The sequence below is a fragment of the Streptomyces venezuelae genome (assembly GCF_008642315.1).
Classification (GTDB): Bacteria; Actinomycetota; Actinomycetes; order Streptomycetales; family Streptomycetaceae; genus Streptomyces; species Streptomyces venezuelae_D.
Map to the genome: position 1 here is coordinate 4,443,503 of NZ_CP029192.1, position 14,932 is coordinate 4,458,434.

General features: G+C 70.9%; 15 protein-coding genes and 1 tRNA gene. 9 read left to right on the plus strand and 7 right to left on the minus strand.

Going from position 1 to position 14,932, the window contains the following annotated elements; translation table 11 throughout:
• From DEJ48_RS19225 to DEJ48_RS19235, 3 genes are read right to left on the minus strand one after another with little or no spacing between them, the layout of a single operon-like run.
• Complete coding sequence (locus DEJ48_RS19225; protein ID WP_150217384.1) at positions 1–816, minus strand: TrmH family RNA methyltransferase; 816 nt, start codon at positions 814–816, stop codon at positions 1–3.
• Entirely contained in the window at positions 813–2,114 is a 1,302-nt protein-coding gene (locus DEJ48_RS19230; RefSeq protein ID WP_150217385.1) for an HTTM domain-containing protein, read from the minus strand. The genes DEJ48_RS19225 and DEJ48_RS19230 overlap by 4 nt, the downstream gene beginning before the upstream one ends.
• Positions 2,111–2,962, minus strand: coding sequence for a DUF5819 family protein (locus DEJ48_RS19235; RefSeq protein ID WP_150217386.1), 852 nt, complete (start codon positions 2,960–2,962; stop codon positions 2,111–2,113). The genes DEJ48_RS19230 and DEJ48_RS19235 overlap by 4 nt, the downstream gene beginning before the upstream one ends.
• 185 nt (positions 2,963–3,147) lie before the next feature.
• Between DEJ48_RS19235 and paaA the strand changes: the two genes are divergently transcribed.
• The 6 genes from paaA to DEJ48_RS19265 all read left to right on the plus strand — a co-directional run bounded on the left by paaA (position 3,148) and on the right by DEJ48_RS19265 (position 8,055).
• Entirely contained in the window at positions 3,148–4,203 is a 1,056-nt protein-coding gene (gene paaA / locus DEJ48_RS19240; protein ID WP_150217387.1) for a 1,2-phenylacetyl-CoA epoxidase subunit PaaA, read from the plus strand.
• Positions 4,200–4,490: a 1,2-phenylacetyl-CoA epoxidase subunit PaaB gene (paaB, locus tag DEJ48_RS19245; protein WP_055569192.1), complete on the plus strand. Its 291-nt coding sequence runs from the start codon at positions 4,200–4,202 to the stop codon at positions 4,488–4,490. The genes paaA and paaB overlap by 4 nt, the downstream gene beginning before the upstream one ends.
• The gene (gene paaC, locus DEJ48_RS19250) at positions 4,487–5,233 is read left to right on the plus strand and encodes a 1,2-phenylacetyl-CoA epoxidase subunit PaaC (RefSeq protein ID WP_150217388.1); all 747 of its coding nucleotides are present in this window, start codon (positions 4,487–4,489) and stop codon (positions 5,231–5,233) included. Before paaB ends, paaC begins: the two co-directional genes overlap by 4 nt.
• A complete protein-coding gene (gene paaD, locus DEJ48_RS19255) occupies positions 5,227–5,727 on the plus strand; it encodes a 1,2-phenylacetyl-CoA epoxidase subunit PaaD (RefSeq protein ID WP_150217389.1) in 501 nt (166 codons plus the stop codon). The genes paaC and paaD overlap by 7 nt, the downstream gene beginning before the upstream one ends.
• Positions 5,727–6,806, plus strand: coding sequence for a 1,2-phenylacetyl-CoA epoxidase subunit PaaE (gene paaE / locus DEJ48_RS19260; protein ID WP_150217390.1), 1,080 nt, complete (start codon positions 5,727–5,729; stop codon positions 6,804–6,806). The genes paaD and paaE overlap by 1 nt, the downstream gene beginning before the upstream one ends.
• A 115-nt stretch (positions 6,807–6,921) precedes the next feature.
• The gene (locus DEJ48_RS19265; protein WP_150217391.1) at positions 6,922–8,055 is read left to right on the plus strand and encodes an acyl-CoA dehydrogenase family protein; all 1,134 of its coding nucleotides are present in this window, start codon (positions 6,922–6,924) and stop codon (positions 8,053–8,055) included.
• 10 nt (positions 8,056–8,065) lie between these two features.
• On the opposite strand, the gene DEJ48_RS19270 is transcribed toward DEJ48_RS19265, so the two are convergent.
• The 4 genes from DEJ48_RS19270 to DEJ48_RS19285 all read right to left on the minus strand — a co-directional run bounded on the left by DEJ48_RS19270 (position 8,066) and on the right by DEJ48_RS19285 (position 11,300).
• Positions 8,066–8,395 carry a rhodanese-like domain-containing protein gene (locus DEJ48_RS19270; protein WP_150221265.1) on the minus strand — a complete coding sequence of 110 codons (330 nt, stop codon included), beginning with the start codon at positions 8,393–8,395 and terminating at the stop codon, positions 8,066–8,068.
• A 94-nt stretch (positions 8,396–8,489) separates the two neighbouring features.
• Positions 8,490–9,314, minus strand: a complete 825-nt coding sequence (locus tag DEJ48_RS19275; RefSeq protein WP_223832493.1) for a hypothetical protein — start codon at positions 9,312–9,314, stop codon at positions 8,490–8,492.
• A 225-nt stretch (positions 9,315–9,539) separates the two neighbouring features.
• A complete protein-coding gene (locus DEJ48_RS19280) occupies positions 9,540–10,973 on the minus strand; it encodes a DUF2252 domain-containing protein (protein ID WP_150217393.1) in 1,434 nt (477 codons plus the stop codon).
• Between the two features lie 243 nt (positions 10,974–11,216).
• Positions 11,217–11,300, minus strand: a tRNA-Leu gene (locus tag DEJ48_RS19285).
• Between the two features lie 523 nt (positions 11,301–11,823).
• Between DEJ48_RS19285 and DEJ48_RS19290 the strand changes: the two genes are divergently transcribed.
• The 3 genes from DEJ48_RS19290 (at position 11,824) to DEJ48_RS19300 (ending at position 14,931) form a co-directional block, all read left to right on the plus strand.
• Positions 11,824–12,717: an FhaA domain-containing protein gene (locus DEJ48_RS19290; RefSeq protein WP_150217394.1), complete on the plus strand. Its 894-nt coding sequence runs from the start codon at positions 11,824–11,826 to the stop codon at positions 12,715–12,717.
• A gap of 10 nt (positions 12,718–12,727) precedes the next feature.
• Positions 12,728–13,240, plus strand: coding sequence for an FHA domain-containing protein (locus DEJ48_RS19295; protein ID WP_150217395.1), 513 nt, complete (start codon positions 12,728–12,730; stop codon positions 13,238–13,240).
• A gap of 131 nt (positions 13,241–13,371) precedes the next feature.
• A complete protein-coding gene (locus tag DEJ48_RS19300) occupies positions 13,372–14,931 on the plus strand; it encodes a Stp1/IreP family PP2C-type Ser/Thr phosphatase (protein WP_223832102.1) in 1,560 nt (519 codons plus the stop codon).
• Position 14,932: the final 1 nt, after the last annotated feature.

A 14,932-nucleotide genomic window follows, 5' to 3' on the forward strand; every position in this document is an offset into this window, starting at 1 on the left:
TCAGGCCTCCGGTCCCGGGGGCCTGCCCGCCGACCAGTGGAAGAGCGCCATGCCGACGCTGGTCGCCAGGTTGTAGCTGGATACCTGCGGCCGCATCGGCAGGGACACCAGGTGATCCGCGCGCTCACGCAGCGCGGCCGACAGCCCGCTGCGCTCGGAGCCGAAGGCGAGCACGGCATCGTCCGGGAGCTTCAGCCCCCGGATGTCCTCGCCCTCCGCGTCGAGCGCGAAGACCGGTCCTGGCGGCAGCTCCGTCACGTCCATGCGCTCCACCGCGGTCGCGAAGTGCAGACCGGCGCCGCCCCGCACCACAGTGGGGTGCCACGGGTCGAGCGTGCCGGTCGTCACGACCCCGGTCGCCCCGAACCCCGCGGCGAGCCGGATCACCGCCCCGGCATTGCCGAGGTTGCGCGGGTCGTCGAGCACGACGACCGGCGCGGACCGGGACGTCCTCCGCAGCGCCTCCAGGTTGGCCGCGCGAGAGGGACGTACCGCCAAGGCGGCCACGGCCGTCGGATGCAGCCGCGGCACGAGGGCACGCAGCCGGTCGTCCGGGACCTCCGTCAGAAGCTCGCCGAGCGTGTCCTTCACGTCCGGCGCGAGCTCGTCCGCCAGGGCCAGGACGGCGGACCGGTCACTGGTCAGCGCCACCGGCACCCGGGCGCCGAAGCGCAGCGCGTGCTTGATCGCGTGGAAGCCGTCGAGCAGTACGGACGTATCGGCGAGACCGCGCCAGGCGCGCACCGCGCCGTCCGGGCCCGCGCCGTCGGGGTCCGCGCCCTCAGGGCCCGCCCCGTAGCCGTCCGTCCTGTTCATGGCGTGAAGCCTACGTGGGCGGGTGGAGTGGGTTCCTCACCCTGCGTCCGGCCCTGCTCCCCCGCCTCGACCGCCTCGACGCGCTGTTCCGGCACGTCACCGCGGCGCGCGAGCGGAAGGCGGGATACCGCCCCTTCACGCGCGCGTGCAGCCCAGTCGCGCGCGCGTGCCGCCCAACGGCCGAGCCTCCGCAGGAACGATGTCGGCAGGAAGACCGCGTCGGCCGCGATCATCGCCAGCGAGAAGAACGGCAGCCCCAGAATGATCGCGATCACGGAGTGCTCGACGATCATGGCCACGAGCAGGACGTTCTTGACCCGGCGATTGAAGAGGGTGAAGGGGAAAGCCACCTGCACGGCGACCGTTCCGTACGTCACCAGGAGCACCATGATGCCGTGGGACGAGAGCAGTTCGGAGAGGGCCGGCCACGGGGAGAAGTAGTCGAGGTTCAGCGGGTAGTACACCGCCGTGCCGTCCTGCCAGCGACTCCCCTGGATCTTGTACCAGCCCGCGGTCGCGTAGATCAGGCACGCCTCGACCATGATCACCATCAGGCCCGCGTTATGGGCGAGGTTGGCCACGACGTCGAGCAGCTTGCGCAGCTCGCTCTCCGGAGCCCGCCGCCCCACGGCCCACCAGAAGCCGTGCACCAGCCACAGCCCCCAGAAGAGCAGCAGCCATCCGCCGGTGAGCTCCCCCATGAACGTCACGACGGACAGCCCGAGCCCGAGCACCCACCACAGGACGGGCCCGACCGCCCCAACCGGTCCGCCCGCCCCAACCTTTCCGCCCGGCCCGACCGGGTCCTGCGCGCCCTCACGCGCGCGTGCCGCTCGCCGCGCGTCCAGAGACCAGACCTGACCGCAGCGCGTGAACACCAGGTACGTCGACATCAGGTGGATGACGTTGTCGCCGCCGTCCCCCATGAAGATGCTGCGGTTCTGCAGCGACAGCACACCGATCATGAAGAGCACGGACATCGCGCGCGTGTGCCACCCGAGCAGCAGCAGGACGCTGCTGAGGATCCCCATCGCGTAGACGATCTCGAACCAGAGATGCCCGTCCGACCACATCAGAGCCGTGAAGGCGCCGTTGTTCGCGATGAGCTGCTGCGCCATGTCCCAGTTCCAGGGGCCGTCGGGCCCGTACATCTCATGGCGGTGGGGGAGCTCGCGCAGCAGGAAGAAAAGCCAGGTGCCGGCGAATCCGATACGGATCACCGCGGTCTGGTACGGCCCCAGGGCGAACCCCGTGACGTTGTTGATGCCCCGTGCCACCGGGTGCGCGAAGCGGCTCATCGGGCAGCACCCTCCGCGTCGGCGTCCGCGCGGCCGACCGGGTCGGCGTCCGCGCGGCCCTTCCCGTCGGCGAGCGGCAGGTCGTCCGGCTCCACGGTCCACCACGGGAGCACGCGGTAGGCCGGCTTGAGGGAGACCTTCTCGTCGCTCCACTTCGGCGGCCGCACGTTGGTCGTCTTCGAGCGCAGCTGCACGCGCGCGATCTCGTCCCCCTTGCCTCCCGGCTCCTCGCGGTCGAGGCGCAGGTACGCGATGCGGCGGACGTAACGCTCGGAGAGCTGGCCCCGCAGTCCGACGGGACGATTCTGCGAGTCGTGCGAGCCCACGTAGAAGTCCCAGGCACGGCGGAGTTCGTTCTGCTGCGTGTGGCTGGGCAGGAGGCTTCCGTCGATGGCGGCCCCGTCCTCGGCGGAGAGGCCGTACCACTCGGTGGTCCGCACACCCCCCTCAGCCGTACGGAGCTCCGCTCGTGCCTGCACCGCGACGTTCTGCTGGAGTGGGTTGGGCGCGAAGAGCTTCCAGTTCTGCTCGAACTCGGGGTAGATCCATTCGTCGACCACGTCCCCGTGCTGCTTGGTCAGCGTGTTCGAGGGCGCGACGTGCAGGAACAGCATGGCGACGTGGACGCAGGCGGCCGCGGCGACGACGGCCAGGGCGCACGCGGCGGCGATCTGGTACCCGAGCCGCAGCCCGGCGATCCCCACCCGGCCCGGCTGCTCGGCGACACCGTCCCGACCCGGCTGCCCGGCGGTCACGACCTGGGACGGCTGCCCGGCGGTCCCGACCTGGACCGACCGCTCGGCGGCCCCCTCGGGCCCGCCGTCGGAGCCCTCGTCGTTCCGGTCCATTCCGCCCCGTTCCCCGTTCCCGCACCGAACCCTGCCGCCGGAACGGTACTCAGGCCTGCCCGCCGCGCACAGCGTCCGTGAAGTTATCCACAGGGTTGACACCTTATGGCGGAGGACCGCACCATTGAATTCAACGAACCGAACGATCGGTCGGGCGGTTCGCTCACAGGTCGAGGGGGACCGAGATGGCGACAGCAGCCGCACACCAGGCGGCGGGCACGAAGCCGGAGGAGGCCGCGCCCGCCGCGGGCACGGCGGAGCACCAGGCCGCCTTCGACGCGGCGGTCGCCGCCGACGAGCGCATCGAGCCGCGCGACTGGATGCCGGACGCGTATCGCGCGTCCCTCGTGCGCCAGATCGCCCAGCACGCGCACTCCGAGATCATCGGCATGCAGCCGGAGGCCAACTGGATCACGCGCGCCCCCTCCCTCCGGCGCAAGGCGATCCTCATGGCCAAGGTGCAGGACGAGGCCGGCCACGGCCTGTACCTGTACAGCGCGGCGGAGACCCTCGGCACGAGCCGCGACGAACTGCTCGACAAGCTGCACTCCGGCCGCCAGAAGTACTCGTCGATCTTCAACTACCCCACGCTGACCTGGGCGGACGTGGGCGCCATCGGCTGGCTCGTGGACGGCGCCGCGATCACGAACCAGGTCCCCCTGTGCCGCTGTTCGTACGGACCGTATGCGCGGGCGATGGTCCGCGTCTGCAAGGAGGAGTCCTTCCACCAGCGCCAGGGGTACGAGTCGTTGCTCGCCCTCAGCCGCGGCACCGAGGCCCAGCACGCCATGGCGCAGGACGCCGTGGACCGCTGGTGGTGGCCCTCCTTGATGATGTTCGGCCCGCCCGACGACGAGTCCTCGCACTCCGAGCAGTCGATGACGTGGAAGATCAAGCGCCACTCGAACGACGAGCTGCGCCAGCGCTTCGTGGACATCTGCGTCCCCCAGGCGGAGTCCCTCGGCCTGACGCTCCCCGACCCTGACCTGGTGTGGAACGAGTCCCGGGGGCACTACGACTTCGGGGCCATCGACTGGACCGAGTTCTGGGACGTCCTCAAGGGCAACGGGCCCTGCAACGACCAGCGCATAACCCAGCGCCGCCGAGCCCACGAGGAGGGCGCCTGGGTCCGCGAGGCAGCGGCTGCGTACGCGCGCAAGCAGACGCCCGCACCGGGCACGGCCAAGCAGGGCACGGCCCCGCAGAGCACGGTCACACAGCACGGAGAGGCGACAGCATGAGCAGCTCGACCGACTGGCCGCTGTGGGAGGTGTTCGTCCGCTCCCGCCGCGGGCTCTCCCACACCCACGCGGGCAGCCTGCACGCGCCGGACGCGGAGATGGCCCTGCGCAACGCCCGCGACCTGTACACGCGCAGGAGCGAAGGCGTCTCGATCTGGGTCGTGCCGTCCGCCGAGATCACCGCGTCCTCCCCGGACGAGAAGGACTCCTTCTTCGAACCGGCGGGCGACAAGCCCTACCGCCACCCGACGTTCTACGAAATCCCGGAAGGGGTGAAGCACCTGTGAGCTCCCAAGCACCCGTGACCACCCCGCCCACCGGCCCCACCACGGTCCCCGCCCTGGCTCTCGGCGACGACGCGCTGGTGCTCTCCCACCGCCTGGGGGAGTGGGCCGGACACGCCCCCGTCCTCGAAGAGGAGGTCGCCCTGGCGAACATCGCCCTCGACCTGCTCGGCCAGGCCCGGCTCCTGCTGTCCATGGCCGGCGACGAGGACGAGTTGGCGTACCTCCGCGAGGAGCGCTCCTTCCGCAACCTCCAGCTGGTCGAGCAGCCGAACGGCGACTTCGCGCACACCATCGCCCGCCAGCTCTACTTCTCGACCTACCAGTCGCTGCTGTACGGCGAGTTGGCGTCCGGGGACGGCGCGTTCGCCCCGCTGGCCGCGAAGGCGGTCAAGGAGGTGGCCTACCACCAGGACCACGCCGAGCAGTGGACCCTGCGGCTCGGTGACGGCACGGACGAGAGCCACACACGGATGCAGGCGGGCATCGACGCCCTGTGGCGGTTCACCGGCGAGATGTTCAAGCCGGTGCCCGGTCTGGACGCCGACTGGCAGTCCATCCAAGAGCGGTGGACCACGTCGGTGACCTCGGTCGTCGAGCGGGCGACCCTGACCGTTCCGCAGGGCCCGCAGACCGGCGCGTGGACGGCGGGCGCCGGCCGCGAGGGCCTGCACACGGAGTCGTTCGGCCGGATGCTCGCCGAGATGCAGCACCTGCACCGCAGCCACCCGGGGGCGTCATGGTGACGACCGCGCCCACCGCGCTGGAGGCGGAGCTCCTGGCCCTCGCGGGCTCGGTGCCCGACCCCGAGCTGCCTGTGCTGACACTGGCCGAGCTCGGCGTGGTGCGCGGCGTGCGGGTCCTCGCCCCGGGCAAGGTCGACGTCGAGCTGACCCCCACCTACACGGGCTGCCCGGCGATAGAGGCCATGTCCGCCGACATCGAGCAGGTCCTGCACGACCACGGCGTGGCCGAGGTCGCGGTGCGCACGGTTCTCTCCCCCGCCTGGTCCACCGACGACATCAGTGCGGAGGGCCGCCGCAAGCTGGCCGAGTTCGGCATAGCTCCCCCGCGCTCCCACGCGACGGACGGACCCGTTCCGCTCAGCCTGTCGATCCGCTGCCCGCACTGTGGCTCGACCGACACCGAACTGCTCAGCCGCTTCTCCTCCACGGCCTGCAAGGCACTGCGCCGCTGCGCCTCCTGCCGGGAACCCTTCGACCACTTCAAGGAGTTGTGATGGCCCGCTTCCACCCGCTCCGGGTAGCGGCGGTCGACCGGCTCACCGACGACTCCGTGGCGCTGACGTTCGACGTGCCGCCGCCGCTCCGCGAGGAGTACCGCTTCACGCCGGGCCAGCACCTCGCCATCCGCCGCTTCGTGGACGGCACGGAGATCCGGCGCACGTACTCGATCTGCTCCACGGCCCCGCCCGTCGACGCCCCGGAGGAGCCCCGGTTCCTGCGCGTCGGGGTGCGCCTGGTCGAGGACGGCGCCTTCTCCACGTACGCGTTCAAGGAAGTCGCCGTCGGTGACGAGCTGGAGGTCATGACGCCGGCCGGGCGTTTCACCCTGGACCCGTCCCCGGGGCGCTATGCGGCGATCGTCGGCGGCAGCGGCATCACACCGGTGCTCTCCATCGTCACCACGCTCCTGGAACGGGAGCCCAAGGCGGACTTCTGCCTCATACGCAGCGACCGCACCGCCGCGTCGACGATGTTCCTGGAGGAGGTCGCGGACCTGAAGGACCGTTGGCCCGACCGGTTCCAGCTGGTCACCGTGTTGTCCCGCGAGGAACAGCAGGCGGGTCTCGGCTCCGGACGGCTCGACGAGGAACGCCTCTCGCAGCTCCTGCCCGCACTGCTACCCGTGACCGAGGTCGAGGGCTGGTTCCTGTGCGGCCCGTTCGGCCTGGTGCAGGGCGCGGAGCGGACGCTGCGTGCCCTGGGCGTCCCGCGCCGCCGCGTGCACGAGGAGATCTTCCACGTGGACGACGGAGGAGCCACCGTCGTGGCCGCCACCTCCTCGACTCCGGCGCTCACGCACAGCACGGTGACGGCCACCCTGGACGGCCGCTCCGGCACCTGGCCCGTGCAGGCCGGGGAGACCCTCCTGGAGACGGTGCTGCGCAATCGCGCCGACGCTCCGTATGCCTGCAAGGGAGGGGTGTGCGGCACGTGCCGGGCCTTCTGTGTCTCCGGTGAGGTGCGGATGGACCGCAACTTCGCGTTGGAGCCGGAGGAGACGGAGGCCGGGTATGTGCTGGCGTGCCAGTCCCGTCCGGCCACGGACACCGTGGAGCTCGACTTCGACCGCTGACCCCACTGCCTGTTCCCTTCCGATAGAACCTGTTCTATCTTGACGCTCCGTCAGATACGAAGAGGCGGAAGAAGCGACGGATACGTCGGCCGACCGGGGCGCGGGAGGACGGGCAGTGGACTTCACCTTCACCGAGGAACAGCAGGCCGTGGTCGAGGCGGCGAAGGCACTCTTCGCGGACGTCGAGCCGGACGGGGTGCCGAGCCCCGCCCTCACGCCCGGCGCCGTAGCCGAGGACTTCGACCGCGCCCTGTGGTCCCGGCTCGCCGACGCCGACCTGCTGGGCGTTCTCATCGACCCGGAGCACGGCGGTGTGGGCCTGGACGTCATCGCGCTGTGCCTGGTGCTGCGCGAGTCCGCGAAAGTGCTCGCCCGGGTGCCTCTTCTGGAGAGCAGCGCCGCCGCGTCCGCCGTTCGGGCCCACGGGGGCGACGAGTTGAAGCGGCGGGTGCTTCCCGCGATCGCGAGCGGCGACCTGGTCCTGACGGTCGCCGCCAACGGCCGCACCGGCCACGACCCGGCCGACCTCGCCGTCACCGCACAGCGCGACGGCGACAGCTGGGTCCTGGACGGGCTCCAGACGGGCGTGCCCTGGGCGCAGAACGCCGACCTCGTGGTCGTGCCCGCCCACACCCCCGACGGTCACACCGTCCTCGCACTCGTCCCCCGCCCCCACGAAGGTCTGACCGTCGCCGAACAGATCTCCACCAGCGGCGAGCGTCTCGGCGAGCTCCGTCTGACGGCCGTGCGCATCGCCGCGTCCGACGTCATCGAGGACGACGGCGCCTGGGAGCGGCTGCGCGACCTGCTCGCCACCGGAACGTGCGCGCTCTCACTCGGTCTCGGCGAGGGCGTGCTGCGCATGACGAGCGAGTACGTCAGCAAGCGGGAGCAGTTCGGCCACCCCGTGGCCACGTTCCAAGCGGTGGCCGTGCAGGCAGCCGACCGCTACATCGACCTGCGCTCGATGGAAGTCACCCTCTGGCAGGCCGCCTGGCGCGTGAGCACCGGCGCGGAAGGCCCCCTGCCCACCGCAGGAGACGTCGCCGTCGCGAAGATCTGGGCTTCGGAGGGCGTGCGCAGGGTCGTGCAGACGGCCCAGCACCTGCACGGCGGCTTCGGCGCCGACACCGACTACTCCCTGCACCGGTACCACGCCTGGGCCAAGCAGTTGGAGCTCTCCCTTGGCCCGGCCGCCGCCCACGAGGAGGCCCTGGGCGACCTGCTGGCCGCCCACGCACTCGGCTGAGACCTTCGGGTCAGACCACGGTGCCGGGCTGGCCCTTGTCGTCCACCACGGGCCGCCCCGAGGCCGCCCACGCCTCCATGCCACCGGCGACGTTGAACGCCTCGATGCCCTGCTGCCCGAGGTACATGGCGACCTGGGCGGAGCGCCCGCCGGACCGGCAGATGACGTTGACCTTGCCGTCCTGCGGCGCGGCCTCGGTCAACTCGCCGTACCGTGCCACGAATTCGCTCATCGGGATGTGCAGCGCACCCGCGGCATGCCCCGCCTGCCACTCCTCGTCCTCGCGGACGTCCAGCAGAAAGTCGCCGTTCGTGAGGTCGTCGACACCGACCGTGGGCACCTGAGATCCGAAAGCCATGCCCCCGACGCTACCCGAAGGCCCGACCCCTCAAGACCCAAAAACCCGACCCCTCAAGACCTGAAGGCCCGACCCCTCAGGCGCGCAGTCGCGCCAGCTCCGCCTCGCGCTCGCCGACCTGCGCGAGCAACTGCTCGGCGATCTCGTCGAGCAGCGTGTCCGGGTCATCGGGAGCGAGACGCAGCATGCCGCCGATCGCGCTCTCCTCCAGCTCCTTGGCGAGGACCGTCAAGAGCTCCTTGCGCTGGGCGAGCCACTCGAGCCTCGCGTACAGCTCCTCGCTGCGGGTCAGCCGCTGCTCAACGGGGACGGGACCCGCCGCCCACTCCTCGGACAGCTCCCGCAGCATCGCCTCGTCACCGCGGGCGTACGCGGCGTTGACCCGCGTGATGAACTCCTCGCGCCGCTGCCGCTCACCCTCCTCCTGCGCCAGATCCGGATGCGCCTTGCGGGCCAGCTCGCGGTAGAGCTTGCGGGCCTCCTCGCCGGGGCGCACCCGCTGCGGCGGGCGCACCGACTGCTCGGTCAGCATCGCGGCGGCCTCGGGGTAGAGCCCGTCGCCGTCCATCCAGCCGTGGAACAGCTCCTCGACGCCGGGCATCGGCATCACCCGCGCCCGCGCCTCGTCCGCCTTGCGCCGGTCCTCCGGGTCGCCGGTGCGGGCAGCGGTGGCCTCGGCGATCTGCGCGTCCAGTTCGTCGAGGCGCGCGTACATCGGGCCGAGCTTCTGGTGGTGGAGGCGGGAGAAGTTCTCCACCTCCACACGGAAGGTCTCCAGCGCGATCTCGTACTCGATCAGTGCCTGCTCCGCGGCGCGCACGGCCCTTTCGAGCCGCTCCTCAGGACGCTCCCTGGGGGGCTCCTCGGCGGAACCCGACGCATCGCGCTCTTCCGACCGCACCGGCCCCTCCGAACCGTCCGACCGGGCTTCGGACCTCTCCCTGAGCCGCGCCTTCAGCTGCTCCTTGAGCCGCCCTTCGGAGCCCGGCTGTCGCTCTCCCTCCGGGGGAGTTCCAGGCGTCTCGGGCTGCGTCGGCTCGGCTTCCGGGGTCGTCACTCGTCCAGCCTAGGCCACACAAGGCCCGGCCCAGGAAACCCCGTCCGCGCCACGCCCGGCCCCTTCCCGTCACACCCCCGACTCCGCCGGCACTCGCCCCTCCTTGACCGCCCGCACCAACAGCGCGTGATCCGCCTCCGTACGGTCCGCGTACGCCGTCGCGAACCGCGCCATCGCCTCGTCCAGCTCGTCGTTCTTCCCGCAGTACCCCGCTATGAGGCGCGGGTCCACGCTGTGCGCGTGTGCGCGGGCCAGCAGGGCGCCGGTCATGCGGCCGTAGTCGTCCAGCTGGTCGGCAGCCAGCTCGGCCGGGTCGACGCTGCCCTTGCGGTTCCTGAACTGCCGTACCTGGAAAGGCCGTCCGTCGACCGTCGTCCACCCGAGCAGGAAGTCGCTGACGACCTGCATCCGCTTCTGGCCGAGCACCACCCGGTGCCCCTCGTGCACGGTCTCCGGCGCCTTGAAGCTGGCCACCGGCAGATGCGGGAGCAGCACGGAGGGCCGCGCCTCCTTGACCTGGAGCACCAGCGGCTTGCCCCGGTGGTCGAGGAGCAGCACCACGTACGACCGCAGGCCGACGCTGCCCGTGCCGACGACGCGGAACGCCACGTCCTGGATCGCATAACGCGCCAGGAGCGGCAGCCTGTCCTCCGTCAGCGTGCTCCTGTATTCACCGAGGGCCACCGCCACCGAGGCCGCCTCCGCGTCCGGCACGCGCCGCAGCACAGGCGGCGCGTCCACGAAGCGACACCCTTCGGCGCCGTCCTCGCCCACGACCTTCTCCGTCGACTTCGCGGCGAAGCGGGCGCTCGTGTTCTGCCGTGCCTTTTCGGACACCCGCTCCAGGGTGCCGAGGAGGTCACGCGCGTCCGTGTGCGAGACCAACTGCTCGTCCGCGATGGCGTTCCACGCGTCGAGGACCGGGAGCTTCGCGAGCAGCCGCATCGTGCGGCGGTAGGCCCCGACGGCATCCAGGGCCGCCTCCTCACAGGCGTCCTCGCTCGCCCCCGCCTCGCGCCCCGCGAGCACCAGGGACGCGGCCAGGCGCTTGAGGTCCCACTCCCAGGGACCGAGCACCGTCTCGTCGAAGTCGTTCAAATCGATGACGAGCCCGCCCCGCGCGTCCCCGTACAACCCGAAGTTCGCCGCATGCGCGTCACCGCATATCTGCGCGCCGATGCCGGTCGCCGGGGTACGCGCGAGGTCGTACGCCATGAGGCCCGCGGACCCCCGCAGGAAGGCGAACGGCGACGCCGTCATCCTGCCGACCCGGATCGGCGTGAGCTCGGGAAGCCGGTCGCGGTTGGACTCCTCCACGGCAGCCACCGCGTCGGGCCGTGCGCCGTCCGCCTCGAACTCCGCGTGCGCGGCACGGGGCACCCGCTGCCGCACCGCCTTGCCCTCCGCCTTCGGCGACCCCTGGGCGGGCCACTCCGCGAACCCCCGCACCCGCGGAAGCCGCTCGCCACGCTGTCCGGGAATCCTCCCGCCGTGCTCCACCATGCTCGTCGCCCCCCCGTCGGCCGTCGGCCAACCCCGAATCCGGCCTCGAAGGTACCGCCGCTCGCCGACCGCCGTCAGAGCCTGTGGATAACTTCGGTGACATACATCACCGCCCCGCACGGCGGATGAAGGCGCGTACATGCGGTCCGTGCCTGCGCATGCGGGCACGCGCAGACGCGCGGGCAACAAAAAGAAGCGGCCCCCTTCCGGACTTTCATCCGGAGGAGGACCGCTTCCTCGTTGTGCGCGAGGGGGGAGTTGAACCCCCACGCCCTTGCGGGCACTGGAACCTGAATCCAGCGCGTCTGCCTATTCCGCCACCCGCGCATGGGTGCTGTCTTTGGGCCTCTCACTGTGTGGTGCGAGCGCCTGCCGACATCCAGAAGATTAGCACGCTGCAGCGGGTGGATTCACATCCGTATTCGGCGGGCAACCGGCACCAGAAGCCTCGCCCCGGCCCTGGGCGGGGCTCACCCGCCCCACGGACCGAACCTGACCCGCCCGGCATCCCGGTCCCGTACTCACCTCATTCACCTCTTCCCGGCCGAGCTTCCCGGCCGAGCTCGCCGAGGTCCACAGCCAGGTGCGGGACACTGGCTTCGGGCCCCCTCTACGATCCCTTGTAAAAGGAGGCTCGAGCAGACGTCCCGAGCAGCTGCCCGTAAGGGGTTCCGGGGCCGGAATCAGGGCTTGATCAGGGGTCCCGGAGGGTCCTTGGACGCCGGCGCGGGCATGTCTTGTGAGAGGCGACACTCGTCGACTGGGCGGACAGGGGGAACCAGCCGATTTCCCGGCGCGTGGATACGATCAGTAAGCAGTACCAGGATGACTACGACGGAGGAGGTGCCCCATGGGAGTCCTGAAGAAGTTCGAGCAGCGACTCGAAGGTCTGGTCAACGGCACCTTCGCCAAGGTGTTCAAGTCCGAGGTCCAGCCCGTCGAGATCGCCGGCGCGCTCCAGCGGGAGTGCGACAACAACGCGACGATCTGGAACCGCGAGCGGACCGTCGTCCCGAACGACTTCATCGTCGAGCTGAGCGCCCCCGACTTCGAAAGACTGAGTCCGTACTCGGGCCAGCTGGGCGACGAGCTCTCCGGCATGGTGCGTGACTACGCGAAGCAGCAGCGGTACAGCTTCATGGGCCCCATCAAGGTCCACCTGGAGAAGGCCGAGGACCTCGACACCGGCCTGTACCGCGTGCGCAGCCGCACCCTCGCCTCCAGCAGCTCCCAGGCGCCCGAGCGCGCCCCCGCGGGCCCCGGCGGCCCCACGGCGGCCCCCGGCCGCGGCGCGGGCGGCGGCGGAGGGGCCGCGGGAGGCTATCCGCAGCCGCCGTCCGGCGCTCCCGGAGGCGCACCTCCCATGCCCGCCGCGCCGCCGCCCGGCGCGGGCCGCTCCGGCGGGCAGTCCCCGGCTCCGAACAGGCCCTCGGGCCCCGGTGCCGGACCACTTCCGGGCGCCCAGGTGCGGCGCTGGATCGAGATCAACGGCAATCGACATCAGATCTCCCGCCCGACGCTGGTGCTGGGTCGCAGCACCGACGCCGATGTGCGGATCGACGACCCCGGCGTATCCCGTCGGCACTGTGAGATCCGGACCGGAACGCCCTCGACGATCCAGGATCTCGGGTCTACCAACGGCATCGTGGTAGACGGGCAGCACACCACCCGCGCTACGCTCCGCGACGGCTCGCGGATCGTCGTGGGCCAAACCACCATCGTTTACCGGCAAGCCGAAGGGTGAAGCGGGGGCAATGTCAGAGCTGACCCTGACGGTCATGCGGCTAGGTTTCCTGGCCGTTCTGTGGCTGTTCGTGATCGTGGCCGTCCAGGTCATTCGCAGCGACCTGTTCGGAACGCGCGTCACACAGCGCGGTTCCCGGCGCGAGCGGCCCCAGCAGGCCGCTCGCCAGCAGCAGGCCGCGCCTCCGCAGCAGCGCCAACAGCAGGGCGGCGGCCGCTCGCGGCGCGGCGCCCCCACAAAGCTGGTCGTCTCCGAGGGCATCCTCGCCGGGACGACGGTCGCCCTGCAGGGCCAGACCATCACGCTGGGCCGTGCGCACGACTCCACGATCGTGCTGGACGACGACTACGCCTCCAGCAGGCATGCCAGGATCTACCCGGACCGTGACGGCCAGTGGATCGTCGAGGATCTCGGGTCCACCAACGGCACGTATCTCGACCGGACCCGACTCACCAGCCCGACGCCCATTCCGCTGGGCACGGCGATCCGCATCGGCAAGACCGTCATCGAGCTGCGGAAGTAGTACTACGTCATGACAGAGCGCGAGCGGAGCGAGCGAGCCGAAACGGCTGTCCAGGCACTGGACGCCGGCGCGCTCCCGACCGGAGGGTGGGCACCGTGCGGATGTACCCGGAGCCGACGGGCGAGGTGCGCATGAGTCTGTCTTTGCGCTTCGCCGCCGGATCGCACAAGGGCATGATCCGGGAGGGGAACGAGGACTCCGGTTACGCCGGCCCGCGTCTCCTCGCGATCGCCGACGGCATGGGGGGCCAGGCCGCGGGTGAGGTGGCGAGCTCCGAGGTCATCTCGACGCTCGTCACGCTCGACGACGACGTCCCGGGTTCGGACATCCTCACGTCGCTGGGCACCGCCGTGCAACGGGCCAACGACCAGCTGCGCATGATGGTCGAGGAGGACCCCCAGCTCGAGGGCATGGGGACCACCCTGACCGCCCTCCTGTGGACGGGTCAGCGCCTCGGCCTCGTGCACGTCGGCGACTCGCGCGCGTACCTCCTGCGGGACGGCGTCCTCACGCAGATCACGCAGGACCACACCTGGGTGCAGCGCCTCGTCGACGAGGGCCGCATCACCGAGGAAGAGGCCACCACCCACCCGCAGAGGTCGCTCCTCATGCGCGCGCTGGGCAGCGGCGACCACGTGGAACCCGATCTGTCGATCCGCGAAGTGCGCGCCGGCGACCGGTACTTGATCTGCTCGGACGGCCTCTCCGGAGTCGTGTCCCACCAGACCATGGAGGACGCCCTCGCGTCCTACCAGGGCCCCCAGGAGACCGTGCAGGAGCTCATCCAGCTCGCGCTGCGCGGCGGCGGCCCCGACAACATCACCGTGATCGTCGCCGACGTCCTGGACATCGACAGCGGCGACACCCTGGCGGGCCAGCTGTCCGACACCCCCGTGGTCGTCGGCGCGGTCGCCGAGAACCAGCTCCAGTCGCAGGACGACGGCGCGATGCAGACCCCCGCGGGCCGTGCGTCCGGCCTCGGCCGTCCGGTGCCGCCGCAGGCCCCCCAGGGAGGGGGCGGCTTCGGCCCGCCCGGCAGCGGAGACACCACGGGATATGTCCCCGAGGGCAGCTTCGGGGCGTACGACGACGAGGATTTCGAGAAGCCCGGCGGCGGCCGCAAGTGGCTCAAGAGATCCCTCTACGGAGTGCTCGCTCTCGCCGTCATCGGCGGCGGTCTCTACGGCGGGTACCGCTGGACCCAGACTCAGTACTACGTGGGCACGAAGGACAAGCACGTAGCCCTGTACCGCGGTATCGACCAGGACCTCGCGTGGGTCAGCCTTTCGAAGGTCGAGAAGGATCACCCCGAGGTCGAACTCAAGTACCTGCCGCCGTACCAGCGCAAGCAGGTCGAGGCCAACATCGTCGAGGACAGCCTCGACGAGGCCAAGAGCAAGATCGACGAGCTGAGCCTGCAGGCCACCGCGTGCAAGAAGGACGCCGAGCGTCGCGAGGTCGAGCGCGAGAACAACGCCAAGACCGGTGAGGGCGAAGCGGGCGGCACCACCGGACAGCGCAAGGCGCCGGACCCGGACCCGACGTCGCCCGGCGGCGACGCCAGGACCGACAAGAACGACAAGAACAACCCGACCGACAAGAACAAGTCCAAGACCGCACCGACTCCCACACCCGGCCCCAGCCTCTCCGAGGATGAGCAGAAGCTGGTCCCGCTGTGCGGTAAGCAGTAAG